Origin of the sequence: Dyadobacter frigoris, assembly GCF_005280585.1 — a bacterium.
Taxonomy (GTDB): Bacteria; Bacteroidota; Bacteroidia; order Cytophagales; family Spirosomataceae; genus Dyadobacter; species Dyadobacter frigoris.
The window spans coordinates 175,560-200,083 of record NZ_SZVO01000009.1 but is presented as its reverse complement, the minus strand read 5'-3'; the positions used below and the strand labels follow the sequence as shown (position 1 = coordinate 200,083).

At 41.0% G+C, this 24,524-nt stretch carries 22 protein-coding genes; 8 read left to right on the top strand and 14 right to left on the bottom strand.

The features are described 5' to 3' along the window. The first annotated feature begins 41 nt into the window (after positions 1 to 41). Positions 42 to 1,058 carry an MBL fold metallo-hydrolase gene (locus tag FDK13_RS19695; protein ID WP_137341720.1) on the top strand — a complete coding sequence of 339 codons (1,017 nt, stop codon included), beginning with the start codon at positions 42 to 44 and terminating at the stop codon, positions 1,056 to 1,058. 52 nt (positions 1,059 to 1,110) lie between these two features. Here FDK13_RS19695 and FDK13_RS19690 read toward each other — a convergent pair whose 3' ends face one another. From FDK13_RS19690 to FDK13_RS19675, 4 genes are all read right to left on the bottom strand, one after another. After that, positions 1,111 to 1,923: a sugar phosphate isomerase/epimerase family protein gene (locus FDK13_RS19690; protein ID WP_137341719.1), complete on the bottom strand. Its 813-nt coding sequence runs from the start codon at positions 1,921 to 1,923 to the stop codon at positions 1,111 to 1,113. 140 nt (positions 1,924 to 2,063) lie between these two features. Next, positions 2,064 to 2,924: a sugar phosphate isomerase/epimerase family protein gene (locus FDK13_RS19685; protein WP_137341718.1), complete on the bottom strand. Its 861-nt coding sequence runs from the start codon at positions 2,922 to 2,924 to the stop codon at positions 2,064 to 2,066. A 166-nt stretch (positions 2,925 to 3,090) separates the two neighbouring features. Further along, the gene (locus tag FDK13_RS19680) at positions 3,091 to 3,489 is read right to left on the bottom strand and encodes a LytR/AlgR family response regulator transcription factor (RefSeq protein WP_229216119.1); all 399 of its coding nucleotides are present in this window, start codon (positions 3,487 to 3,489) and stop codon (positions 3,091 to 3,093) included. A gap of 551 nt (positions 3,490 to 4,040) precedes the next feature. Further along, positions 4,041 to 4,571: a hypothetical protein gene (locus tag FDK13_RS19675; protein ID WP_137341717.1), complete on the bottom strand. Its 531-nt coding sequence runs from the start codon at positions 4,569 to 4,571 to the stop codon at positions 4,041 to 4,043. 390 nt (positions 4,572 to 4,961) lie between these two features. Here FDK13_RS19675 and FDK13_RS36660 point away from each other — a divergent pair, with 390 nt between their 5' ends. Both FDK13_RS36660 and FDK13_RS36165 read left to right on the top strand, forming a co-directional pair. Further along, a complete protein-coding gene (locus FDK13_RS36660) occupies positions 4,962 to 5,435 on the top strand; it encodes a hypothetical protein (protein WP_374756106.1) in 474 nt (157 codons plus the stop codon). Between the two features lie 7 nt (positions 5,436 to 5,442). Further along, complete coding sequence (locus FDK13_RS36165; protein WP_229216135.1) at positions 5,443 to 5,643, top strand: hypothetical protein; 201 nt, start codon at positions 5,443 to 5,445, stop codon at positions 5,641 to 5,643. A gap of 39 nt (positions 5,644 to 5,682) precedes the next feature. Here the strand turns inward: FDK13_RS36165 and FDK13_RS19665 are convergent, their stop codons facing one another. From FDK13_RS19665 to FDK13_RS19655, 3 genes are all read right to left on the bottom strand, one after another. After that, a complete protein-coding gene (locus tag FDK13_RS19665) occupies positions 5,683 to 6,261 on the bottom strand; it encodes a phosphatase PAP2 family protein (RefSeq protein ID WP_137341716.1) in 579 nt (192 codons plus the stop codon). Positions 6,262 to 6,360: 99 nt separating this feature from the next. Further along, positions 6,361 to 8,196 carry a cytochrome c peroxidase gene (locus tag FDK13_RS19660; RefSeq protein WP_137341715.1) on the bottom strand — a complete coding sequence of 612 codons (1,836 nt, stop codon included), beginning with the start codon at positions 8,194 to 8,196 and terminating at the stop codon, positions 6,361 to 6,363. Between the two features lie 80 nt (positions 8,197 to 8,276). Beyond that, the gene (locus tag FDK13_RS19655; protein ID WP_137341714.1) at positions 8,277 to 9,755 is read right to left on the bottom strand and encodes a hypothetical protein; all 1,479 of its coding nucleotides are present in this window, start codon (positions 9,753 to 9,755) and stop codon (positions 8,277 to 8,279) included. A gap of 216 nt (positions 9,756 to 9,971) precedes the next feature. Between FDK13_RS19655 and FDK13_RS19650 the strand changes: the two genes are divergently transcribed. Then, positions 9,972 to 10,778: a transglutaminase domain-containing protein gene (locus FDK13_RS19650; RefSeq protein WP_137341713.1), complete on the top strand. Its 807-nt coding sequence runs from the start codon at positions 9,972 to 9,974 to the stop codon at positions 10,776 to 10,778. A 43-nt stretch (positions 10,779 to 10,821) separates the two neighbouring features. Next, the gene (locus FDK13_RS19645) at positions 10,822 to 11,931 is read left to right on the top strand and encodes an AI-2E family transporter (protein ID WP_220417389.1); all 1,110 of its coding nucleotides are present in this window, start codon (positions 10,822 to 10,824) and stop codon (positions 11,929 to 11,931) included. A 162-nt stretch (positions 11,932 to 12,093) separates the two neighbouring features. Here FDK13_RS19645 and FDK13_RS19640 read toward each other — a convergent pair whose 3' ends face one another. From FDK13_RS19640 to FDK13_RS19630, 3 genes are all read right to left on the bottom strand, one after another. Beyond that, the gene (locus tag FDK13_RS19640) at positions 12,094 to 12,714 is read right to left on the bottom strand and encodes a DUF2306 domain-containing protein (protein ID WP_137341711.1); all 621 of its coding nucleotides are present in this window, start codon (positions 12,712 to 12,714) and stop codon (positions 12,094 to 12,096) included. A gap of 71 nt (positions 12,715 to 12,785) precedes the next feature. Further along, on the bottom strand, positions 12,786 to 15,059 hold the full coding sequence (locus tag FDK13_RS19635; RefSeq protein ID WP_137341710.1) for a glycoside hydrolase family 20 protein: 2,274 nt from the start codon (positions 15,057 to 15,059) through the stop codon (positions 12,786 to 12,788). 36 nt (positions 15,060 to 15,095) lie between these two features. Next, positions 15,096 to 16,310, bottom strand: coding sequence for an alpha-amylase family protein (locus tag FDK13_RS19630; RefSeq protein ID WP_137341709.1), 1,215 nt, complete (start codon positions 16,308 to 16,310; stop codon positions 15,096 to 15,098). A 362-nt stretch (positions 16,311 to 16,672) separates the two neighbouring features. Here FDK13_RS19630 and porV point away from each other — a divergent pair, with 362 nt between their 5' ends. Beyond that, the gene (porV, locus tag FDK13_RS19625; RefSeq protein WP_137341708.1) at positions 16,673 to 17,773 is read left to right on the top strand and encodes a type IX secretion system outer membrane channel protein PorV; all 1,101 of its coding nucleotides are present in this window, start codon (positions 16,673 to 16,675) and stop codon (positions 17,771 to 17,773) included. Between the two features lie 56 nt (positions 17,774 to 17,829). On the opposite strand, the gene FDK13_RS19620 is transcribed toward porV, so the two are convergent. After that, positions 17,830 to 18,450 carry a hypothetical protein gene (locus tag FDK13_RS19620; RefSeq protein WP_181956149.1) on the bottom strand — a complete coding sequence of 207 codons (621 nt, stop codon included), beginning with the start codon at positions 18,448 to 18,450 and terminating at the stop codon, positions 17,830 to 17,832. Between the two features lie 57 nt (positions 18,451 to 18,507). Then, positions 18,508 to 20,037, bottom strand: coding sequence for a tannase/feruloyl esterase family alpha/beta hydrolase (locus FDK13_RS19615; protein ID WP_229216116.1), 1,530 nt, complete (start codon positions 20,035 to 20,037; stop codon positions 18,508 to 18,510). Here FDK13_RS19615 and FDK13_RS36160 point away from each other — a divergent pair. Further along, the gene (locus tag FDK13_RS36160) at positions 20,009 to 20,257 is read left to right on the top strand and encodes a hypothetical protein (RefSeq protein ID WP_229216115.1); all 249 of its coding nucleotides are present in this window, start codon (positions 20,009 to 20,011) and stop codon (positions 20,255 to 20,257) included. The two genes, FDK13_RS19615 and FDK13_RS36160, sit on opposite strands and share 29 nt — an antisense overlap. 134 nt (positions 20,258 to 20,391) lie before the next feature. Next, positions 20,392 to 21,741 (top strand): peroxiredoxin family protein, encoded by a 1,350-nt coding sequence (locus FDK13_RS19610; protein WP_137341706.1) that lies wholly within the window; start codon positions 20,392 to 20,394, stop codon positions 21,739 to 21,741. Between the two features lie 169 nt (positions 21,742 to 21,910). On the opposite strand, the gene FDK13_RS19605 is transcribed toward FDK13_RS19610, so the two are convergent. After that, entirely contained in the window at positions 21,911 to 23,428 is a 1,518-nt protein-coding gene (locus tag FDK13_RS19605) for an OmpA family protein (protein WP_170982853.1), read from the bottom strand. After that, positions 23,373 to 24,485, bottom strand: coding sequence for a serine hydrolase domain-containing protein (locus FDK13_RS19600; protein ID WP_137341704.1), 1,113 nt, complete (start codon positions 24,483 to 24,485; stop codon positions 23,373 to 23,375). Before FDK13_RS19600 ends, FDK13_RS19605 begins: the two co-directional genes overlap by 56 nt. Positions 24,486 to 24,524 lie beyond the last annotated feature (39 nt).

Here is a 24,524-nt window from a genome sequence, read left to right as displayed (position 1 = left end):
TAACCATCTTATTTTCAGATTTTTAAATAGTTTCAAAATACATGACAAATCCTGCCAGCAAATACCTTAGTAACCCGGACTTAAAAACACCGAAAGCGCCCGAAGGCTGGCAGGGAACGCCGGTGGATGCGCAGGGCAGGTTTATGAATCTGAATCATACTTTTTCGGCGGAATTAAAAGACGTGTTGCGCTGGAAATTTCAGCGCAATCCGTTTAAAGAACAAAAACGCGAAGAAATCTGGAATCCTGTGATTTTCAGGGATAATTCCTGGCTTGAAACAACGGATGATATTTTCGTCTGGCTCGGTCACAGTACATTTTACATTCGTATCGGCGGCATTACGATTTTGACAGATCCTGTATTTGGCGATATACTTTCGGTCAAGCGCCTGTCTGAATTTCCGGTAGATATTCACCGCCTAGTTAATCTGGATTATATACTTCTTTCGCATGATCACAGGGATCATCTCGATAAAAAAAGTCTGAATATTTTATCAAAACAAAATCCGGATGTCCGCTATCTGACGGGACTTCATATGAAGGAACTGGTAAAAGAGTTTACAGCATCTGATAATACTGAAGAAGCTGGTTGGTATCAACAATATAACACAGATAATCAACCAATTAAAATAACTTTCGTTCCGTCCAGACATTGGTCTAAACGAGGACTTTTTGACACGAACTTTCGCCTTTGGGGTGGTTTTGTTATTGAAGCGAAAGGTAAACGGATTTTATTTGGAGGCGATAGTGGTTATGATACGCATTATAAGCAAATGGCAGCCGTTTTCGGCAGTTTCGATTATGCTATTTTAGGCATAGGCGCCTATGCTCCGGAGTGGTTTATGAGCCCAAATCATCAGTCGCCGAAAGATGCACTCAAAGCTTTTACAGAATTGAATGCAAAATATTACATACCAATGCATTACGGCACTTTTGATTTGTCAGATGAGCCGCTTGGCGAGCCTTTAAAACAGTTGCTTACTGCGGCTGAAAATGAACATCCAAAAGATAAACTGATCATACCGCTAATTGGAAGACCCGTTGAAATAACAGGTTGAAAAGTTTAAATTTATCCAACGTTTCATTCGCCAAACAAATAAATCCGGCGACTCAAAATACCTGATACCGCTTCTTTAAAAGGTTCATCATGTGAACGTTAATTTCCCACTGATCGCCAACCGGCAACTGGGTATAAGGCAGAACGGGCATATAAGTGGCCGGGCCAAATTCTGTGGTTACGGTAAGCTGAGTATTATTTTTGCTGTGAATTTGGGCTATTTTATCCCACCATTTTAAATGCGTTTCCAGTACCTCTGCCCATTCCGGAGCGCGGGGATCATTCACCTGCGGCCCTTCCGAATGCCCTACCCGGCTGTGAATATGAGCAGTATGCGCGATGGCCAGATCAACTGCTTCCTGCTGATCTTCCAGCAAGGATTCATGAACATTACACCAGTGCGAAATATCCAGCGTGATGCGAAGATCAGGAATCCTGGTCAGGTAATCTTCGGTAATATTGGCAGCGTACAAACATTTGCCGCGGTGGGTTTCATGAATGATGGCAATTCCGGATTCCTCAGAAAGCCGCTTTGCTAAATCAAAAAGTATTTTATTCTGGCTGAAACTGAAATAGTCTTTCCCTGTCTGACAATTGATAAAAACCGGATCAGCAGCGATCAGATTACGGAGATGTTTTTCATAATTCACCAGATGTTCACTCAAATCACGCTCAAATGATTGCCAGTACTGGCCAATTAATTTCAGGTCATGATCTGCGATAACAGCAAGGATTTCCTGCTTTTCTTTTTCATCAAATGGCAAACTCATTTCCACGCCATTGTATCCTGCGGCTTTTACATTTTTACAAAAAGTATCAAAAGGAAGCGTATTTCCCCATTGTGGTGCATAAAAACTGATATCCATAGTGATGTTAATTTCTTTAAAACATTCTTTTCGACAGTTCCGGATAAAATTAAACCATAAAATTACCGTTAAAGCTGAATTGCCGCTCTAACGGTAATTTTATGGTTTGATCCGTCTCAAAACGGGATTAAAACCTGTTATTAATACGTCAGACTTTTCAAATAGGCTATGGTTTGTGGAACCTGCGTGGCGTAACTCGGGCTTTCGTCTTCAATATAAAAATGTTCGATCGAAGATTTTTTGGCAGCTTTCAAAATCGTTGGAATATCCAGCTGTCCTGTTCCCAAAGCAACATCGTTTTCAACCGGAGTTCCCCCTGACATGTTGCCCTGGACGCCCTTGCGAAGATCTTTCATGTGTACCAGTTTGAAACGGCCGGGATATTTTTTGATCAGCGCCGCAGGGTCCTGTCCAGGGAAAAATGCCCACAACATATCCAGTTCAAAGCTTACATATTTCGGATCGGTTTTCTCGATAATATAGTCCATCAAAGTACCGTCTTCGTATTTTTCAAATTCATAACCATGGTTATGATAACAGAAAGTAAGACCAAATTCATCTTTGAGACGCTTGCCGATCTGGTTGAAATCGGCTACTGTTTTTTCTGCCATAGCCAGTGTAAATGCTCCCTGATGAGGCACCCAGGCTACACGGACAAACTTGGCGCCCAGGATTTTTGCATTTTGGCCTACTTCCTGCGTTTTGTCCAGCGCATCCGCATAGCCAACCCCGAATGAGGAAGCTTTGATACCTCTTTCATCCAATAATTTACGAAGATCAGCTGCTGTTTTACCAAACAGACTGGAAAATTCCATGTCTTTAATGCCAAGACTCTTCAAAGTATCCAGCGTTGCAGCCGCATCTTTTGCTAAACTTTTACGAAAAGTATAAGATACCATACCCGGCTGTTCGGGAAAAAGCGGTTTCCCTTTTTGTGCAAAAACGGGATTATTACCCATAGCAAATGCCAGTGCAAGAAAAGTCAGGTGTTTAATTTTCATATCAAAACAAGTTAATTATTTACTTTTTAAGCTGTTAAAGCAGCCGATATTTCATCGTATTATCACTGACGACATAAAGCGGAACTTGCCCTGTCAAAATCGGCTGCTAAGACAACTTTCAAATATAAAATCAACAACAGCTAAATATAAAATGAGTTTTGAAATTTTACGCGCTTATCTGCAAATTGGAATGATTCAGGATTTTTGTTATTTGTTTATTTTTTCTACGGCTCACGGTTACTTCTCTGCCGCAGGCCATTTTGAGTAAACGGTCATCCTCTATACGTTCAACAACGAGATCGGAATTGATCAGAAAAGATTTATGAATGCGGATAAAATTTTGTTTCAGATTTTCAGCAAGCAACTTCATGGTTTTACAAACCAGATATTTTTTACCAGCGTCAGTATAAATGAAAGTATAATTTCCCGATCCCTGTAAAAATGTGATCGTATTGGTAGTAACGGCAATCGGATGCCCCATATATTGGACTACAATGTCGGTTCCTGATGCTTCAAGTGCTTTTTTTGTTGTTTTCCTTTTACTTGATTTTGTAAAATTTTTCATGTTCGAGCAAAAATTTAATAGTGAGAAATGACGGTTAAATTCGGGCGTATGTTTTGAGAAATGGTATGGCTTAATCCTGCAAAAAAAGTCCTGACTCAAAACCTGTTTTGCCGGTTATACAGAAATAATGTCTCTTGGTTTCTTTCTGGCTACAAGCACAGAAGTTGCGCCTATGACGGCAAGCAGCAGTGTAATTTTTAAAATTTTCATTACGATATTGTTTGTTGTTAAGGATTGAGAAAATATCCAAAAGAGAAGAGAAATCGATACTCCGTTCAACGCCGTCTTCCTTTTGATATTCCAAAATTAGGACAACAGATCAAGCTCAGGACTGAAAATACGTGTAAGGATACTTTGACTTTAAACGCGGTGGAATAAAAGTCAAAACCGGTAACCGTACTATGGAATACGGTGATATAATTACCTAAAAGACAAGGACCTAAACACAAAAACAAGAGCCCCGATCCCGGAACTCTTGTTCAAATTATCTCTACCTATAAAATCGTTAATTGACAGTTTTGTGTTAATCTGTTTTAGTATTTTCGGGCCTGTCAGCTGTTGGCTTTGCGGCAAAGCTGTACAGACTCTTCAAACTTCTGTTTTATTTCTTTAACCAGGGCCTCATCTTTTGTGTCCAGACTAAACGAGCTGTTTGTACCCGATTCTTTAATATCTTCATCATCCATATTAAAAGAACCTGAAAATCCGCCAACACCCATATTCATTTTAATTTTATCGGCGGGAACATCCAGTATCAGTGTATACTGCCCGTCTTTATTTTGCTTGTAAGTCACCTTCCTGACATCTTTCAGCTGCCATGCCATGTTCATGCCAAACGATACATTTTCATCCTTGCTGTCCAGCACCATATTCATCTGACAACCTTTGAAATCAAATTTGGGTACTGCTTTTTTGTCTTTACTTTTCAGGTTGTGGTTGTCATCCTCGATGATCAGTTTGTTGAGCTGTTTTTCAAGCCAGGCTGTATTTTTGGCCAGTGTCTGGGCTTGGGTACTCAAACCTGTCAGGAGCATAAAGGCTGCAAAAGCAGTTGCTGTGAAATAACTTTTTTCTATTTTCATGGCTATTGGGTGTTAATTGTGATACGATAAAATAACAAAAATACCCCAAGGTTTTATCACAAAAAATAGCTGAAAGGTTGACTGGATTTATAAGTGGCCTAAAAAGCTTTTCCTCACAGATTATAGTATTTTAGCGACTGATGCTCAGATCATACCAAAACAATTTCGCATGGTGAATTACCCTCTTGGATGATCAATATCTGGCAAAGCGAAAAGATTTTTATCGGCTTCAACCCTTTTGACATACAAGTTTTTGTTCAAATTAAAAGCTGCTTTTTCACGTAGGATCTTAACTATTACATTTGTCAAAACAGCTCCTGAAAAATATTCGCCGCAAAATCAGTATCTTGATTAATCCTTTTAAAAACCCTCCTGCCAGCAAAGTGAAACATGTCCGTTAATAAAAATAGAATTGAACATCCGCTACCGGAAGTAAAAATATACAAAAACGATGCCGCGGCTGTTCGTATCACAGGTTTTCTGCTTGTCTCAACGGTTTGGGTCAGCGCGGGATTATTCGGATTGTACATACTCGCTTTTTATGCGGCTGCTTTGTATAATGGCAATATGAGTCAGTGGAATAATGTACTTCCGGGATTATATCAACAGGGAAAATTGGTTCAAACAAGCGGTATTGGACTGCATTTCGCCAGCGGAGGCATCATTTTACGGACTTTTGATGTTATTATGTGGCATAGAAACCTATCGGCACGCAGCATCGGGAAGATTCGAAAAACACAGCGCCTGGGCATTACGACTTTATGCGCTGGCAATTGGTTCCTGGCTGTACAGGATGGATTATGGTTTTTGGATTTTGCTAACCGATGGCCTTGGACATTTGAAAAAATTCAACGGACCTTTTGACAACATCATGTCCTTTTTCTTTTACATCCCCAATTTAATGGTAGCAGAGCTTTTCATCCGGTCCGGTGGCAATAGAGCGACCAAAGGATTTAACTGGCTGGCTGCTTCTGTCATGCTTTTTGTTACGGGATTCCTTCTGACGGGAACGTATTTTTTCGCGAAATACTATTGGCTTCCAGCCATTCTGGGTTTGTTTATCAATCCATGATTTGCTCCCAAAACAATTTACAAAAGACTTTTAAAGATTTTAACGCCTCATAAAACTAAGTCCCAGCGCCGTACCAAGGCCAAGGCCGGCACCGGCTGCTACATCTGATGGATTATGAACGCCAAGGTACATTCTTGAATAACCCACCGTTCCGGCCCATAACATAGAAGGTGCGATAACATACCACTTCGGATAAGCCATCGATAAGGCTGTTGCGGTACTAAAAGATGTCGAAGTATGTCCGGAAGGCAATGAATATTCACCGGGTTTGTAAACCGGTGTCAGCGAAATGTGGAGAATAAATGGCCTTGGTCTTTTAAATATTTTTTTTAGCGTGTGGTTTAAAATGGCCGTGCAAGCTGTACTGCTGAACACATAAAAAGCATTTTGGCGCATACTTCTGTTATGGTCAATAATCCCGGCAACGAATAATCCGGCAGGTATTCCGGCATTCACATAATTGTTTGCATCCGAAATACCTCTCATAAATTTCGTCTGACCGTCAGAGCGGCTGGCTTCCAGCTTTTGCATCATTGCCAGATCGAAATTATCGACAGCCGTTTGCGCTTGCGCCGTTGAAAAACAGAAAATACAGTAAAATAGAAATACTTTCTTCATATGCTAAAAGTAATAATAAAGCATTAGCAAGTGTAGATTGAGGTAGATTTTCTGTTTTGAGGATAAAATTGGTTTTGAAAATTATCAAATAGTATCATTTTACAACACCTTCATAAATGACACCAGAGCCTTCTTCTCCGCATTTGTTAAATTTAATTTATCGAAAGGCAAAGTCTGGTTTTCAAGATTAAAACCCAGCCCGTTTCCTCCGCCATCATTGTAAAAGTCCACAACTTGTTCCAAAGTCCGATAAACGCCGTTGTGCATGTACGGACCAGTTTTGGAAATATTCCGGACTGTTGGTGTTTTAAAAGCATATCGGTGCGGTTCTCTTTTCGTAAGTACAAACTTTCCGATATCACTGTCAATTTCTTTACCGGCAGCCGTTGCCGGTGTGCCCAGCACTTCACTTTCTGTTTCCAGGTAAGCCGGCGGTACTGTTCCGTTAAACAAAGGAAAAAAATGACAGGTAGCGCATTTTCCTTTCCCCATAAAAACATTGAAACCAAACTTTTCTTCAATGGTCAGCGTAGCGGTATTGTTGCGAAAATATTGATCCAGACGAGAATCCAGTGAAACCAGCGAGCGAATGTAACTGGCTATGGCATTTTTCAAGGTATGTTCTGTAACCCCTTCTTTATATGAAGCTTTAAATAAGGCAAGATACTTTTTATCCTTTATCAATGATTTAACAGCCTCAGGCAAAGATCCATGCATTTCCTCTTGATTTTCAATCACATCACTTGCCTGATCTTCCAAAAAAGCGACGCGGGAATCTGCAAATTGTACTGCCTGAAAAGCTGAATTCAGTAGTGTCGGCGCATTACGTTTTATGCGCTGTCCATCAATACCAACGGCAAAACTTTTGTTTTCTCCATCCGTAAAAGCCTTGTCAGGCTGATGGCATGTAGCACAGCTACGGCCTGTATTTCCTGATAAAACCGGACTAAAAAATAACATTTTGCCAAGCGCTATACGGTCGGCGGTGGAATGCTGTTCATCCAGATTAACAAAATAATCCGGATTAAAAACACCGGAATCTGTAAGTGTCCTGGCTGATGGCGACAGCAGCCTGTTTTCTTTAAAAACAGGAATTTGCAGGGATTTCTGAGCATCTAAAAGCAGACTGCTCAAAAGATTGCACTCTGTCTTAATAAATTCCAATCTGTCAAAAGAATCAAAGTCTCTTGCCTTATTCAGCTTGTCAATAGCACTGTTGAAAGCTTTTTCCAGTTTTTGAGAGAGCGTTTTATGCTGATCTTCAAGATTATAAAAAACAAGCTGCCTCCGCATACTTTTCAGAGAACTGGCAGCTTCCGGCAGTGAATGGAATGCTACCGGTGAATCAAATCCTGTAATTCCCAAGGTCTGAATCCGGAAAATTTCAAGCCGCATCGCATCAAATACATGACTGTCCGTCAGCTCATTGCCCTCTGAAATTTTACGCAGCCGGTTGACATTTGAACGGATAACCGCTGCAAGCTGTATCGCCTGATCCTGACCGGCAGAATCCATTTTTGAAAATACAAGTTCTTCCAGCACCTGAAATCCCTCTGGTGAATTCACACGTAAATCATCATCAACCTCATCAATATTGGGACCATTAAGTGCCTTGGTAGTTTCCGGGCTGTAATAGGCGGAAATAAATTCTACACGTTTATAAGCCAGTCGTGCTTTTCGAAATGCCGTTTGCATCTGAACCGACGAGCGGTTTTGTTTTATATCACGCTGAAGCTGACTTACTGCGCTGTCCAGAACGTCAATATCCTGCATGAAAGTCTGCTTAACAATTTGAACCTTGCTAAGTTTTTCTTCTGAATCGGTAGAAAACCGGCAGCACGTAAGCCATAATACCAACACAGGAAATGTCAGCCAGCATAAAACTTTTATAAGGGAATGGTAACTCAAAAACCTTGATTGCAACCTGGAATACATATCAGTCGAAAAATAAAATAGCTGTAAATACAAAAACCCTGACCGGATATAATTCGGCCAGGGTTTTAATTTATTTTTACTTAACGTGGCAAGCCTTCAATCAGAATAAGCTGACTGGCCTGGTCTTCATTTTTACGAACTGAACCTCCGTCTACACCTTTGTATTTATCACCTTTCCATGTATGTGCCTGTATACCAAGCATAAATGTATTAGGCCTACCCGTTACGTCAGAAACATCAATCATACCGCTGGTTTCCCACGAACCTAATTTGGAAGTACCGCCAACATTATATTTTGCGGCATCGGCCTCCGTTCTGCGGTGGTCAATTTCAATGATCGGCGTAAGTTGTCTTGTGCTCAAATTGTATTGATACACATATCCGTCATGTTTTTCGTCACCATACCCATTCGGATCTTCCATGATGTAAATGTAATTTGTCGTCACACAAACGTTGTCAGGATCCTGGAATGTTTTGGCAATTCCGCTGCGGTCATCACCATCCAGTAAAACTTCCAGTTTTCCCTTGGTTGGATCATTGGCGTCAAGTACGAGGTGATAAACACGTCCGTATTTTGAACGGGAATAATCCGCATTCACGCCCGAATTATCTTGTCCGGTTACAGCGAAAATCACTTCACGGCCGTTCGCCCCGCCACCTTTGCGGTAATCTACATCTTCTACACGTCCAAATTTGATACCTTTCAATTCATTCACTTTTGCGTTAATCTGCGCTCCGGTAAGTGTTTTGTGATTATCAATTTTAGTAAATTCAACATCATAAATTGTACCCACTTTCATGTCCATTTCCTTCTGATTGTTATCAGGACGTTTCAGCATATAAAGCGTACCGTTTTCGAGATCACCAACCGTATTGGAAGCATACATAGCCAGCTGTCCGCCGTTTACATCAGAATCATCGTCTCCGATCATGACGATCGTCTTTCCAGGATAAGCTGATTTCGGTAACGGAAGTGCATTTTCTGCGCTCCACCGCCCTAAACCGGCAACCTCACGGGAAATATTTGCCTGATTTACATCCGCATCAACTTTTAAGGCATGTGTACGCGACTCCTGTCCGCTTTCTCCGCAGGTCAAAAATACCGGACCAAATCCATGTTCAAGCGGTGTGGCCAAAGTTGCCGAACACAAACGCCAGGTACCTCCGTCTGAATTCAGTACATATTCTCCTTTTACAGGTTTGAAGGTTTTGTCGAGCGTGATACGCGATACAGCAAAATTGTCTTCGTTGTTAACCAGAATAGTATAATTTCCATCCGGATTTTGAAAAAGGCCTGCTCCATCTGCCGAACCTCCAAAAACATATTTCGGCGATTGTTCCAAAACATCATCGCTGCTTAGCAATGAGTACATTTTCAAACCGCTGGCACCAATGCGCCCGTTCACTGCGCCGGGCAAGAACTTCGCCAGTACGGGAGTGACCGAACGGTTTTGAACTGTAATATCCGGACTATCGGACATACGGTGATCCTCACAACCTGCCAGCAAAAAAAGGCTTAGCAGCGCCGAAGATGAAAGTAAAAGTTTTCCAGTTAACATGGTGAGTTGTTTAGTAATACAAATGCAAAGAACATGCATTACTATTTGCTAAGTGTCAAGCCAATATTACCAGTTTATTAAGATTAAAATAACATTAAAAGGAGGGTAATTAATATACCCGGATTGCGTGATTTTTCTGCATTCCGGAGTAGTTAAAATCCTGTTGGCATGGAATTTTAAAGCAAACTTTTAGCCACAAGATTTAATTCTGATTTTATGAAAATGAGAGGAAGAAGCGTTATCACTTATAGTGTTTATTCGCCTACAAATGTTACTACGATGCTGCGTCCAAGAAGACAGGACGGCCAGTCTATTTTACAGGAAGGTTTCAGTATTGACCCATCTGTCGAATTTTCAGAGTATACCGATTTATATGGAAATCCATGCCAACGCGCTATATTGCCAGTTGGACAGGTAACAATAACGACCGAGGTTCAGGCTCAGGTGAATGTGACTAAACCGATTCCCAACCCTGTTCCGGGATATGTATTGGTGGGCAATTTACCTGACGAGGTGATGCATTTTATTCTGCCAAGCCGGTATTGCCAGTCCGATCTGCCGGAAATTAACAAACTTGCCATGGAGATTGCAGGTAATTTTGTGCCCGGATACGACCAGGTTGAAGAAATCAGAAAATGGATTCATCAAAATATAAAATACCAATACGGAGTTACCGACGCTACCACTACGGCTCTGGATATTTTAAGAAACCGCATAGGGGTCTGCCGTGATTTTACACATCTGGCGATCGCACTGTGCAGAAATCTTTGCATTCCTGCGCGGATGACGGTTGGATATCTGGACAAGTTACAGGAAATGGATCTTCACGCCTGGTTTGAAGTTTACATCGGTGGAAACTGGTATGCCTTTGACGCTGTTCAGGAACATACAGAAGGTTACCGTATCGAAATTGCACATGGCCGTGATGCCGCGGACGTTGCCATGGTTACCCAATACGGGAATGCCACACTGGATTCTTTACATGTTGAAGTAGAACTTCTTGAAGCTGAGCCTGTAAGCTAATATTGAATTATTGTCCGAACTTATTTATTAATAAATGAATGATATGCCATTAACCGTCAGAAGATCAGTCGAGCTGCTCGGGCTCGTTCTTCTGACTGCTATTTTATATATTGGAAGTAGTATTCTGATGCCGATTATAATGGCATTTTTCATAAGCCTGGTACTTCTTCCTATTTTCCGGTTTTTGAGAAAACATAAAGTGCCCGAGGCTATTGCTATTGTGGTACCGATTCTCTTGGTATTTATTCTGTTGGCTGGTATTATATGGTTCTTCTCCGCGCAGGTGGGTTCACTTGTTGCTGATTTTCCGAAAATTAAAAGTAATGTCAGTATCCATTTGAATTCTTTGAGCAACTGGGTATCCGGCATTACCCATTATTCCACCAAAGAACAGCTCGATTTTATCAATAAAAACACAAATGAGTTGCTGAGTTTTGCGGGCAAAAGAATGAGTACTTTCGCGCTGACACTCAGTTCGGTTTTCGTATTTGTGGGTCTTCTTCCGATTTATATTTATCTGATCCTTTTTTACAAAAATCTGCTGTTACGTTTTATTTTCAGGTGGTTTAGCGAGGATCATCATCCAAAAGTTAAAGATGCTATTTATGAAAGTGAGCTGATCATTAAAAGTTATCTGATCGGCCTTCTCATTCAGGTTACTTATATGACCGTTCTGGTGGGCGGAATTTTGATGCTGATCGGTATCAAACATGCACTTTTGATCGGGGTTATTTTTGCATTTCTTAACCTTATCCCCTACGTGGGCGCACTGATTGGCAATGTCATCGGGGTACTGCTTACCATGACTTCATCCACAGAACTCTGGCCGATATTTACTGTACTTGGTGTGATTGCCGGCGTTCAGTTTCTTGACAATAACATTCTGATGCCAAGAATTGTAGGATCCAAGGTGAAGATCAATGCGTTGTTTGCTATTCTGGGCGTTATTATAGGTGGAAATATAGCTGGAGTTCCTGGTATGTTTCTTTCCATGCCGATTATCGCTGTGCTTAAAGTCATTTTCGACAGAACCGAAATGTTCAGCCAATGGGGAATTTTGCTTGGTGACGAACGTCCTGCACACAGTCCGATGATTTTTGCAGATTCGAGAAAAAAAGATTCGGTTGATTCAAAACCGGGAACAATGAAATAGCCATACATTATCTATTCAAAAGAGCAGTTTCAGGTTTATAAACCCGAAACTGCTCTTTTGAATGTCTATATTTTTGACAAAAACTTTGTAAGCAGCCCGAATATAACCATTCGGGTAAGACAAAATAAAAACGTAAGGAATCCTCCCCCGGAAAGAGCAGGATCAAAGAATGGCCGTCTGAGATCTTACAGATCGTTTGGCAATCAAATAGGCTACGATCAGGTTGGGTATCCAACACAGCCATGCGACAATCGCATAAGCTGTTGATGCATCAGTGAAAATCTGTAAAAGAGGCAGCTCAATCCTTAGTGTCACTCCTGCAAAACAAGCAGCGTAACTAAAAATCATTAGTCTTTGGTGTTTTGCTATTTGTCCCTTTCTAATGCTGACATAAGCCAGCAGCGTCGTCGAAAACCAAATAATACCCAAACTGATAAAACCAGTTGAATTCAGTATTCCGCCAGTTGCGAAAAATCCAATATAGACACTTGCCACTGAACTGACAAGCACAGCAATCACATAGATTTTCCCCATTGCCCGGTGCAAAAAAATGTTTCTGCCCCTGAGTTGTGAACTGAATTGCACCCAGCCAATAAACAGGGCGATGCCTGCCAAAATGATATGCGTATAAAAAGCTACGTTCCAGGGAAAACTGACAAGTAAATCGTTGGATTTTGATGCAAGCAGCCCAAATTTCCTGTCGATTAGAAAGTATATAACCGGGTAAAGTCCGACCAGAATTGCCAGAACTGCAAATACTCCCCAAAGGCTTTTGCGAATCATAAGGGTATGGATAAAACTGCTGGTTTATTTACAATCGACGTTATAACAATTAAGACGATTACAGAGCATATTTACTGCTGCTTTTTCACATCTGATCCATTTTTCTGAGCAAAATAAAATCCCCATTTATTGCCTGTCTGATCTACTTTTACCAGTACCGTATTGTCACCCTTAACCATTGGAACACTAATAATATCATCATTAGGAACGGCCTTGCGAAGCACTGGACGATCCAGAACCATTTTTCCATTAATCCAGACCCGCACACCGTCATTACTGCCAGCGCCAAATCTTACGGTTTTGGCCTGATCCAGCTTTATTTTGGTATAAGCATAGGAAACCACATTTTTTTGGGGAGTAAATTGTTTGGCAAAATCAATGTATCCGCTGGTATTATCACTGTACTGTTTCCATTTCACATCTGCGCTTTTCCCGGCGTATGTCCGGGTGGTATCAAATCCCCGCTCGGGAGCATAAACGGTAGAAAATCCTTTTCTTTCTTCATTATCAAAAGGACCTATTATATACCAGTCTGTTATAAAATGATCTTTCGATTGGACACGTTCCAAAAATTTGGGAATGCTACCTACCATGGGCATTTCGGCCAAACTGGTTATGCGGTTGCCGGCAATAATTCTTTTGAAATCCTGTACTTCTTTTCCCAAATCACCCTGAACATAAGCCGTTCCGCCAATCGAATAAAAATAGAGTTTAGTGAAAAGTACAGGAAGATATGCACGTTCAACCCGTTTGTAAACTGCGGTGTCCTTTCTGGTACTATTTTTTGCCAGTGTAAACAAACTGTCGGCTTTTTGGATCGATTTTAGATTTAGATAATTCGTATCCTCAGGATCAGTCCAGATACTGAAATAAGCGCTGGCGGGTTTTACCTGATCATGCATTAATTTGATATACTGACTTACATAACCGGAAGCGTCTCCATATACATTTTCCACAAATTCATCGATCAATCCCTGCGCATCTTTGTCAGGATTCCACATCAGCTGAGCAAATACCCAGGCTCTGAGCTCGGTAAATTCTCCATGCCCATCGTCTGGTACATTATTTCCCTGGGCAAAAAGGCCAACTACGCCGTGGTCTGCATAAAATTTAACATCGTGTTTCATCGTTTCAAAATTCGGAAAAGGCATCAGAAAACTGGCAAACTGCGTGTAATAATCCCAGATCGTAATACGTTTTGAAATTTTCTTCCATTGTTCCAGCCGGTTAATATATTCTTTATGACTATCGCAGGTTCCAAGCGGATGCGCCGAACAGTATTGATAATGGCACAAACGAATCATCACATTATCGGCAGGGCGGAGGTTTTTGGGCGGAATTTCCGTATAATCGTAAGCAAGCGTTTGCAAAGCTATTTCCGGATGTACCTTTGCCACAGTATCTGCAATCTGGTTCACAAAATTAATAAGCGTTCCCGAGTGGCTGCCCTCTTTTATGTCCAACGCTTTGCAGTGGACGCATTCACAGTAACCTTCCCCGTCATTCTGGTCGATTGAATAAACATTTGCCTCCGGGTGTGTACGTATCCATTCAAAAACAGTTTCCGTTGCCGCTTTTACTACGGCAGGATTGGTAAGGCAAAGTTGTCCTTTACTTTCAAGTCTTTTCCCGCCAGATTCCGCAAAATATTCCGGATGTCTGGCAAAATATTTCTGTGGAGATACAAGCTGATAAAAAGTATGGACAAAAGGAAAAGTGACGTAAGCACCGCCCAGCGAGTCCGGAATTGCGTGGTTATTGGTTCTGTTATGTAAAGCCCATTGCGTATCATAAGCTTCATGGTAAAATGGCTCCCGATATTGCAGCGTGGGTTTTTGCCGGTCTTCAATTTTTGATAAAGTAATGGTCGGCTGAGCAGGTATTTTGATAACTTCTCTCGTGTACCAGCGGCAATGCAAATAATCAGTGAGGTAAGTCACCACACCAAACATCGTACCGCGGGAATGGCCGCCTGCAATCAGCAGATTTTTCCCATCCGAACGGATTATAAACTCTTCATTACTAAATGAAGCTGTGTCTAAACCTGTTATAAGTACCGACGGAACCTGTTGAAAACCAATGTATATTAACTTATCGTCTGCGTCAGTTTTATCTGTTATTCCAAGTTTGCAACCACTGATTTTGTATATATACTTTTGCAACTCCACAGCCGCATTTTTTTCAGGTTCAATCGCCTTTTGGGATACAAAAATCTTGTAATCGCTTACACCATTTTTAACCAGATCGTTACTGGTCGAACAGCTGTAAAACGTCGTAAAAAATCCGGCAATTAATACAGCAATGCAGATTTGGACAGATAATTTAATCGTTGAAAAACATTTCATTTCGTTAAGATTTAGGGTTTGTTCAAATCGAAAGGTTTAGTTTATCTGAAATAACTTCCCTTCTCCGGGAAGGAAAGATTCGGTTATCTGATGTGTTTCAGCCCTGAAGGATGATTTCACAGGTTTTCCGTTTATTTTGGAAATCTCTTTCATTTTTTTGACTGAATCCTTAACCTGAAAAGTCATTTTCCGCGACTGTTTAAACGACCGGTTCACGACCATAACATATTCCTCCCCGGAAGACTTTGCTACCAAACGGCTGAGAATAAAATCTGCCTTTTCATCCTGAATTTTAAGGATAAAATCTGCTGGCGGCCTGACCGTCCCAAGCCACAAACTATCGCCTGTATGATACACTTCCTGCGCGTCCAGATTAATCAGCGTTTTGCCAAGCCGTTTCATTTCTCCGTTCATCTGCCTGAAAGGCTCATACATATCCGTCTTCACACCGGCAGAATCAATGACGCAAAGTGACATCGTTATGCTACTCATATTATCCTGCGTCCAGTAAGGATACCACACAGGATTCTTTATACCATATGCCAGATTGGAATATACGTTCATTCGTATTTCGTCAGCTTTGGGCCGTCTCAGCTCTTCCACTCCACTGACATACATACCGAAAGATTGCAGGCAGGAGGAAGTTTTTATATTGTACTTCAATCCAACCCGACGGATAATATCCAGGTTGTTGAAATACGTTTTTTCAAGCTTTTGCTTTCTTTTATAAGGATAATTATCGTAGGCCAGATAGTTGATATTTTCCTTCCCGGCAAGCTTAATGTAACGTTCCAGAAATCCGTGCTCATAATTATTCACAGCCCAGTCAGGCAAATGATTGATATAAGCGTCTTTTTCCGGGTCCAGTTTTTTCACTTTATTCATTAGATCAACAGCCGATTTCAATCGTGCAGAATCAGGTTCATCCGTGATATAATAGCCGCCCAGCGCCGGATGTGCTTTATAATCGCTCACCATTTCCCGGATCTTATCATCACCCAGACTTAACCGTCCGTCAAAAACGTAAACCTTAAATCCATATTTGCGTGCCAGATCAAGCGTCTGCAAATTCCCTTCTTTGTCACTTTTAACACCCGGACCGATATTAAGCAGTATATCAACATAAGCATCTTTCAACACTTGATACTGCTTGTCGTTAAGAAATTTAGCCGGCGGAGGAGAATAAATACTGATCAAAAATTCCTCTTTTTTCTTTTGGGCAGAAACTTGTAAGGACGTCAGTAAAGTCAATACGACTATTAGGCAATGGATTGATCTGAAAAAACGCATAGGATAAAAAACTTGGTGAGCAGATGTATGATTTTTAGTGGTAATTCTAAAAGTTACCACTTGTATATTCAGTACGCTGAAAAAGATTTCCGGCCTATTATTTTTTCAAAAATTAAAGAACCAACTGATTTTTATCCTACTTTTTAAACTTATGTATATAATAAATCACTAACGGTTACGTTCCAAAATAAAGTACAGGTAATAAGTTTATTAGCTCTTCCTGTTCAAAAAAATTTCAACAAAGTCACCTATTTCCCTTGGAAAACGGCTTGATTTTCTCTGAATAAATTCCGTAAATCACCTCTAACGAAAACACATTAGACATGAAAAAACCATTGCTCAGCGGCTGCCTGTTTGTTTTTTTGACCGGCACTAAATTGATTGCCCAAATTTCCGGAAATGGCGCAGCCATCCCTTACACTCCTGTCCCGTTTTTAATTATTTCACCCGACGCGCGCAGTTCGGCTATGGGTGAAACCGGCGTTGCTTCAAGTCCGGATGCAAACGCCACGTATTGGAATGCTGCCAAACTTACTTTTGCAGAAAGGGATTTTGGTGCATCTGTTTCTTACACGCCATGGTTACCAAAACTTGTCGATAATTTGTGGCTTGGCTATGCAAGTGTTTATAAAAAGATTGGAAAAGGACAGGCCATTGCCGGGTCTGTAAATTATTATAAAGATGGCGGCGGTTATTCGACAGATTCCAAACACCCCTACGATATTTCTTTAAACGCCACTTATGCGCGGCAGCTTGGTAGAAATTTTTCGATGGGTCTGACGATGAAATATATTTCGTCCAACTTGGCTGGCCAAGGTTTCGTATCGGGCACAGCGGTGGAAACCAGTAATGTCATTGCGGCCGATATCAGCGCGTTTTACCGAAAACAAATTATTAATGATCCGAATGGAAAAAACCTTACCTACACATTTGGTGCTGTACTTTCCAACCTGGGAGGTAAGGTAAGTTATGGACCTGCTTATAGAAGCGGATATATTCCTACAACCTTTAAACTTGGCGGCGGAGTTTCCATTTCTCCAAATGTATCGAATCGTTTCAATTTTATCGTTGATGCCAGCAAGTTATTGATTCCTACGAATTCTTTGAATGTCAACAATCAGTCCGCTTTTCAAGGCATGATCAAATCATTTTCAGATGCACCAGGCGGGTTAAAGGAAGAACTCGAAGAAGTAGCGCTTTCTTTTGGAGGTGAATATTGGTATAAATCTGCTTTTGCTTTACGGGCCGGATACCATACCGAAAGTAAAAATAAAACGAATCTTAAATATGCAACCGTCGGTGCCGGACTTTTGATCCTGAAGAATTACGGTGCTGATTTCTCTTACATGATACCAGTTGTCAAAGGAAGTCCCTATTCCGAAACCATGCGTTTTACCATATCGGCCTACCTTGGCAAAATTTGAGTCAGTCTATAATTTACAAAGAACAGCCGGTAAGATTGATTTCTTCCCGGCTGTTCTTATCTCCCATGTCCCCGATGACCAGGACGACCGGGTCGCGCTCTTCCCAAACCTAGAATTCCCCCCGAGTCACTTCTTTGCAATCCATATCGGACGAAAACCCCAAAAAAGGTTTTGGAACTTCCATATGTTTGGTTGCTAAAATCATAATATCCGGTGGTAAGTCCAATTCCGAAATTCTTTGAAAGCTGTGCAAACAAATTATAAGAAAGTTCCAGCATCAGGCTTCCTTTATTGTCAAAAACCCGGCCGGCACCAATCGTCATTTCATTGGCAAAAATTCCGATGTTACAAACATCCATGGTCACCTTTCCTTCCAAAAATAAAGAAGTATCCGGCCTGAGCGAGTTGCGGCCAAAAGCAATACCCACATCGATAACATTGAAAGTTTTACCAACTTCGATCATCTGTGCGATCCGGTCGGTTGTGATGCCCGGACCTGTGTAAATAGCAAATGGCATGAACCTGGCATAAATCGGCGCTGTTTTAAATTTCAATCCCATTTTCAGTGAATCTGTTACCGGAGCAGGTGGCGCCGTTTGACAAAAAGCCTGGAAGGAAAAAAGAGTTAAAATCAAAACCGGCAATTTGTTTTTCAGCTGTGTGTATAGTTTTTTCATTGATCGATAATTTGTTCATTCAAAAGGTAATTTTTATTTATCAAAACGACCGCATCCTTACCGCAAATACTTATCCGCCGGAGCTAAAATGTGAGAATTTCTATTTTGAGCAGCTTTGAAACTTGACGGTAAATTAACATCTCCACTGACATATTTGGGAAATTTTGGATAAGGGAAAACCGGCCGCTGGAAACGGATTCCGTTTTTTGAATCAGCGCCTTTGAAAGCCGTCGCAATAATTTTTTCCGGTGCTGTTCCTTTTTCAACCCAGTTAATCAAAGCCGTCATCACGTCATGTTCACCGTCCCGAGGAACAGAAAACGTCAAATGCTGACCGCAATCGTTCAAACCCGGCCCTCCGCCGCAATGCGCCATTCCCGGTAAAAGAAAAAAACGGAAGAAGTTTTGGGTTTGTTTTAATCCACCCTGTTTTTCCATGACACGGTCATAATAATACGCTGCGTCCTGATACGGTACAAGAGGATCGGCCGTGCCGGCATACATCAAAATCTTTCCTCCACGCTTTTTCAAAAGTGCAAGATCAGGATTATTTGCATTCAAAATCGGTGCAAGAATTGAATCCATCCGCCGCTGATCACTGTCAAAATTAAATGTGCTGTAATCAAACTGAGGTCCGGAAACCCATTTGTACTGATAAAAAAGGGCAGAAGGAGCCTGATTGGGATTTTGCTGATAATCAAGCCCAAGTGCCGAATTCTCGGAGCCCATCGGAAGTGGCGTATAAATCCTTTCACCAGTTCGGGGATTTTTCGGTCCGGCATAAATTTGTAAAATGGCTGTGAATTGTGTTTGCGTCAAACAACTTTTTTGATCGGTCGCATCCGCGCAGACAGGAAGTGTTTTGGGATCAAAATTACATGCGCCCGGATCTGTCAGAAAATTATCTCCTGGCGCTCCGCCATCTTTTCCACCGCAAGCTTTCAGAACTGCGTTTGTGATTAAATCTATTTTTTCTTTTGGAAGAAAACTTCCCGGAATCTGGTTGGTTACTTTATAATTCCAGACAAAACCGGTATGCAGATGTGTCCGGTTGTTGGCTGGCGCGCCAGCCAGAATGCCGTTATAATCCCCCGGATAACGCTGCGCTTCCATCAGTGCCTGCTGCCCGCCGGTAGAACAGCCGGCAAAATAGGCATGGTGAAAAGATTTTTTGTAATAAGCTTTTGTAATCTCTTTTCCTATTACCGTCATTTCATGCGTGGCCCTGTAACCAAAATCAGTCCAGCGTTCGGGATGATCAATGATTTCATTGGCACCCGGTGAAGTTCCCATATCGGTATTTGCAGTTGCAAAACCACGTTTCAAACCATTGGCCAGCACACCGTAACCGATAGCACCTGCTCCTCCCCCGTTGCCTGTGCCAAGAAATCTTCCGTTCCACCCTTTCTCAGGCAGCCACACTTCAATACGTATATTCGAATCCGATGTAGGTTTTAAGGTGGCGGCAACTCTGCAAAATGCCGGCAAATCAGTAATTGGTGCAGAGGCCCCTTTTGGCGTAAAACTTCCGGATGCAACACATTCAGCCGCTGTAATTATGGCATCAGGAAAAGCCTGTTTTGCCAAGTCCTGGCAGTGGCAATCGGGATCCTTGGAGCTTATGGAAGGTATTTGCTGTGCAAATGTTATACGAGAACAAAAGACGGGAAATAAATTAATGGCTAAAAATAGTAATAGGGAGGAGCGAAATGGGTTGAATTTAAACATAGGGCAGCGTTTTTCTGGTATGAAAAACAAAAGCGGTTTTCAACTTGGGACTACTATTGTTAAAAAAGTAAAGGAATAAATTTATTATTCTTAATGACTCAAAGCAGAATTATGTATATATTAATGTGATCCATAAAATTAGCTGGACAATTTTGATATTATTATAGCATTCGCATTTCCTCATTACGTCATAACACGGTTAACTGGCTGATAATGAAATTCACAACAATATATATCCTGACCATTTTTACCGTTTTATTTTCCTGCAATCCTAAGTCTGAACAGGTTGGCGAAATCGTAAGTCTGCCGCTAACAATTGTCGACGGTTTCGGCCCGTTTCAAGCCGATTATGGACTCATTTCACCTGAATATACTGCTGATAATCCAGGAGGAGCTATATGGGTAAAAACTTATTTACCGGTGACAGGAATTCCATCAAACTGGAAAACTGTTGTTAAATCAATGGTCAATTTCGATATGAGACAGCTGGTTTACCAGAATTTTTACGCCGGAAACATTAATCAAAAAACATATGAGGATTTACAAAAATCCTGGGAATGGACGCCGGATGAAAAATATCTTTCAAAAAAACCAATCAATTGTTTCGTCTACGTAGTCAGAGGAATTGATGAAACCGGAAAAGTGGCTGTCATGATAGACACCAACAATGATCTTGATTTTAAAGATGAGCATCCGTTTTATCCTGAAACTGCCAATTTCGGGCCTGCTATGCGTAACTATTCTAAGATTACGAATGTATCCTATGAAATATTCAGCGAAGGAAAAATAGAGTTAAGACGGTTGCCTATGATTGTAAAACATGTGCCTGGTCAGCCGGAAAATCGGGATTATGTATACAGCATCCCACAATATGCTCAAACCATTTTAAAGCATGATGGCCGGGTTTACGAACTTGCTGTAAGAAGGGGATTCAGCGCGCCCGATTACGAAACTCCTGAAATTGTGCTGATAAATAAAGTCGACTCTGTCAAAAAATACGGCTTTTTTGATGGGATTGGGAAAAAAGAATTGCTTTCCGTAGGCGATTTATCCAGTCAGGTCACCTATCGTAATAAAGGTGTTAATCCTAATCATAACACTTTGCAGCTGGAAGTTATAAGGAATGATAAAAAACAATATTCCACACAGGTTGGGTATCTGTTTAAACCCTTTGAAAGCAAAGAATTTCAAACCGGGAAAATCATCAAAACTTCCGATTACAAGGGCAAGTATATTTTTGTTGATTTTTGGGGAACCTGGTGTAAACCTTGCGTGGAAGAATTACCGGATCTTCAAAAAACGTATCAAATCATCAACAAGAAGAAGATTGAATTTATTAGCATTGCCTGTCTTGACAGCCCTGCAAGACTCTCTAAATTCCTGAAAAGCAATCCGTTATCCTGGACACAAATCATTTCAGACAGTACAAACAAACTCGTTGAAATCTATGACATTCAAGGGTTTCCATATAACCTGATTATAAGTCCTGATGGCAAAATTGTTGCCAGAAACCTGCACAATGAAGAGTTGAAGAAGAAACTACTGGAATTGGGTAAATTGTAAACTAGCCAGATCTGATCTATTACCCATTTACATAATATCATCGGATTCAATTCCCACAATATCATAATATTACCGGAATTGAAAACAATTATATAATCGAGATTTTTACAAAATCAGTGGAATTACGTAAATTATGAATATAGCTTTACGCGATTTATTACCTTAAACTTCACCGCACAAAAACAATTTCCACCCTCCGATTTTTCATTCTGAGTTCTTTATCCTGCCCCAAATAAACACGCTGCGTATCTCCAAAACCTCTTGTCCGTATCCGGATTGGATCGACTCCCTTGCTCACCAGATATTGCTTAACCGCCTTAACCCGGTCAAAAGATAATATAAGATTTTTATCCGCCGGGCCAATTTTATCTGTATGCCCGCGCAGCTCGATTTTCAGATTAGGCTCCGACTTTAAGCGGTCGGCCAGTGAGTCAAGTTCACCAAAAGATGCCGGCAAAATATTGAACTTTGATTGCTCAAAAAACAGGTGGTTTAAGACAAGCGGTTTATTAATTTTTTCTATCGTTTCCGTTTTTTCTGTCTGTCCCGGCTTTTCAATCTTTTCCACTTTTGGAGCTTTCGGAGTAAGTGCAAAATCAAATGCACCACTTGTGGTATCGCTTATATATTTCTCAGTAAAGTAATCCTGATAGCCTGCGAATCTAATTTGAAACCGGTATACCTGATTGCTTGTCAATAACACAGTAGCCGAGCCAGAGCTATCTGTGTCAATTTCAGTACTGGCAATAGCTTTATCAGTGATCACAACCGAGGCAACAATTTTCTTGAAAGTGATCTTATCAAAAACCTGGAAAGATAATTTCACCTTGCCCTTTGGCAAAGGCTTCTTTGTCAGATCCATGGCATAAGCCCAGATATTGGCAAAAAGAATATCATTGTCGTTGTTGATGGACTTGCCGGGAGAAATTCCACCAAGTGAAGTAAGAATATCAACATCACCCAAAATAATATCGCCCGTTACCTTGTCATAAGCCACCGACGTATTGCCTTGTTCATTTTTTGAAAGAATGACCGGCGCACCGCCTTTTAACCAGCCAATCGCGTGGCCGCCTTGTACGAATCGCGAAACTTTTCCAAAAGGACCGTCAAAAATTTTCGTTTTTTCTCCGTCCGCAGTTGCTGTGCTTATTTTGGATTCACTATCCATTCGTTCGTATCCCCAAGCGGCCGCATGTGATTCACAAATCACTGCCAGATTCTCCTTTTTCTGCAAAGACCACTCCCGGATTGCATTAAGTTCTGAAACCTTTATGACTTCCGGACTTTGCGGATTATAAAACATACCAACAAAAACAGCACCACAATTCGCCTTTGAAATAGTGGCCGGTGAAATTGGAATATCTTTCAAAGCAACGAGAACAACCTCCTGTTTTACAATCCCGTTACTACCAAAATTGTCCGCATTTAAAAGTTTTGACGCGCCACTCCCAGCCATATATTGCCCATCAAATGTGTAACCGTGATCCTGATAGGTTGAACGGGAATCCGGAATGTAGCAGACGCGGAGGGTTTGTGCCTGGGCTACATTGATAGAGCATAAAAGAAATACAAACCCATAATACCGAAAACCTGCCGACATTATTAGTAGCTTGATAACGCGTATGCTCAACTTATAAAAGCTGCAAAATCCTGTCAACAAGTTTCTGATGATCGTCTGATTCAGCATTGGATAAGAAAATAAATGCAATATTCTTTTCAGGTATACGGTATATATTATGCTGATTACCAGGATGTCCTCCGCCATGTGTGATCACTGTCCCCAAAGCCGGTGTTTGAAAAAAGAACCAGCCAAAACCAACATTAACGGGCTTACCATTCTTGTCTATCACTGGTTTTCCTTCAAATAAGTAAGGCTTCATGGATTCCTCCTGAACATCGCAAGGTAATAATACACAATTTGTCAATGCCCGGTCCCATAATGCCAGATTCCGGGCCGTAGAGACAATCGAGCCATCGCCATAAAAATCGCCCAGATAAAAAACGAAATTATACTTCGACTGGATATGAGCATACAAGAATCTCTTTTGAGCCGGATCCCAAACATTGCCTATTGCAAGTTTACTGTTTTGAATTCTCCTAATATCCGTGACCAGATAGGCATGAGTATCATTCATTTTCAAAGGCTTGAAAATGTTCTGTTCCAGAAACTGCCCGTAGGTTTTTTTTGATAATCGTTCAATAATTGTTGCCAGAAAATCATAACCGATATCGCAATATTCAAACCGGCTTCCAGGCTCAGATTGCAGCAGAAGATGATTTTTGATTAAATATTGAAGCGCATCATTGTTGCCGTTGGAACGGTTTGTATCCAGATTTGGTCTGATTTTATTCCAAAAATCCGGTAAACCCGAGGTGTGATTAAGAAGATGTCGAACAGTGATATTTCGGTAAGGAAACTCCGGAAGATAATTCACAACAAGGCTGTCATATTGGATGATACCTTTGTTTTTCAAGATCATTATGCCATAAGCAGTAAACTGCTTTGATATTGAAGCGAGCTGAAAAGAGTTATCCGCCGTCAATAACTTTTGCTTTTCAACATCGGCATAACCGTAGCTTTTTTCAAAAATACGCTGACCGTTTTTAGTGATTAAAATATTCGCACTTAAAGGTGTAATTTTGTTGGTGCTGTCCAGTACGTCCCGAATAGAAGCTGTATTTTGTCCCAGACAAAAGTTTATTTGAAAAACCGCAAGCAAGAAAATGTAGATTCCATATTTCATTCATGCAAGTTAGCACAAATCCTTGCTTTCCTGTGAAAT

Coding starts and splice junctions, on each gene's coding strand:
- FDK13_RS19695 (WP_137341720.1), top strand. CDS start 42: ATGACAAATCCTGCCAGCAAATACCTTAGTAACCCGGACTTAAAAACA.
- FDK13_RS19690 (WP_137341719.1), bottom strand. CDS start 1,923: ATGGATATCAGTTTTTATGCACCACAATGGGGAAATACGCTTCCTTTT.
- FDK13_RS19685 (WP_137341718.1), bottom strand. CDS start 2,924: ATGAAAATTAAACACCTGACTTTTCTTGCACTGGCATTTGCTATGGGT.
- FDK13_RS19680 (WP_229216119.1), bottom strand. CDS start 3,489: ATGAAAAATTTTACAAAATCAAGTAAAAGGAAAACAACAAAAAAAGCA.
- FDK13_RS19675 (WP_137341717.1), bottom strand. CDS start 4,571: ATGAAAATAGAAAAAAGTTATTTCACAGCAACTGCTTTTGCAGCCTTT.
- FDK13_RS36660 (WP_374756106.1), top strand. CDS start 4,962: ATGTCCGTTAATAAAAATAGAATTGAACATCCGCTACCGGAAGTAAAA.
- FDK13_RS36165 (WP_229216135.1), top strand. CDS start 5,443: ATGTCCTTTTTCTTTTACATCCCCAATTTAATGGTAGCAGAGCTTTTC.
- FDK13_RS19665 (WP_137341716.1), bottom strand. CDS start 6,261: ATGAAGAAAGTATTTCTATTTTACTGTATTTTCTGTTTTTCAACGGCG.
- FDK13_RS19660 (WP_137341715.1), bottom strand. CDS start 8,196: ATGTATTCCAGGTTGCAATCAAGGTTTTTGAGTTACCATTCCCTTATA.
- FDK13_RS19655 (WP_137341714.1), bottom strand. CDS start 9,755: ATGTTAACTGGAAAACTTTTACTTTCATCTTCGGCGCTGCTAAGCCTT.
- FDK13_RS19650 (WP_137341713.1), top strand. CDS start 9,972: ATGAAAATGAGAGGAAGAAGCGTTATCACTTATAGTGTTTATTCGCCT.
- FDK13_RS19645 (WP_220417389.1), top strand. CDS start 10,822: ATGCCATTAACCGTCAGAAGATCAGTCGAGCTGCTCGGGCTCGTTCTT.
- FDK13_RS19640 (WP_137341711.1), bottom strand. CDS start 12,714: ATGATTCGCAAAAGCCTTTGGGGAGTATTTGCAGTTCTGGCAATTCTG.
- FDK13_RS19635 (WP_137341710.1), bottom strand. CDS start 15,059: ATGAAATGTTTTTCAACGATTAAATTATCTGTCCAAATCTGCATTGCT.
- porV (WP_137341708.1), top strand. CDS start 16,673: ATGAAAAAACCATTGCTCAGCGGCTGCCTGTTTGTTTTTTTGACCGGC.
- FDK13_RS19620 (WP_181956149.1), bottom strand. CDS start 18,450: ATGAAAAAACTATACACACAGCTGAAAAACAAATTGCCGGTTTTGATT.
- FDK13_RS36160 (WP_229216115.1), top strand. CDS start 20,009: ATGGCATCAGGAAAAGCCTGTTTTGCCAAGTCCTGGCAGTGGCAATCG.
- FDK13_RS19610 (WP_137341706.1), top strand. CDS start 20,392: ATGAAATTCACAACAATATATATCCTGACCATTTTTACCGTTTTATTT.
- FDK13_RS19605 (WP_170982853.1), bottom strand. CDS start 23,428: ATGCTGAATCAGACGATCATCAGAAACTTGTTGACAGGATTTTGCAGC.
- FDK13_RS19600 (WP_137341704.1), bottom strand. CDS start 24,485: ATGAAATATGGAATCTACATTTTCTTGCTTGCGGTTTTTCAAATAAAC.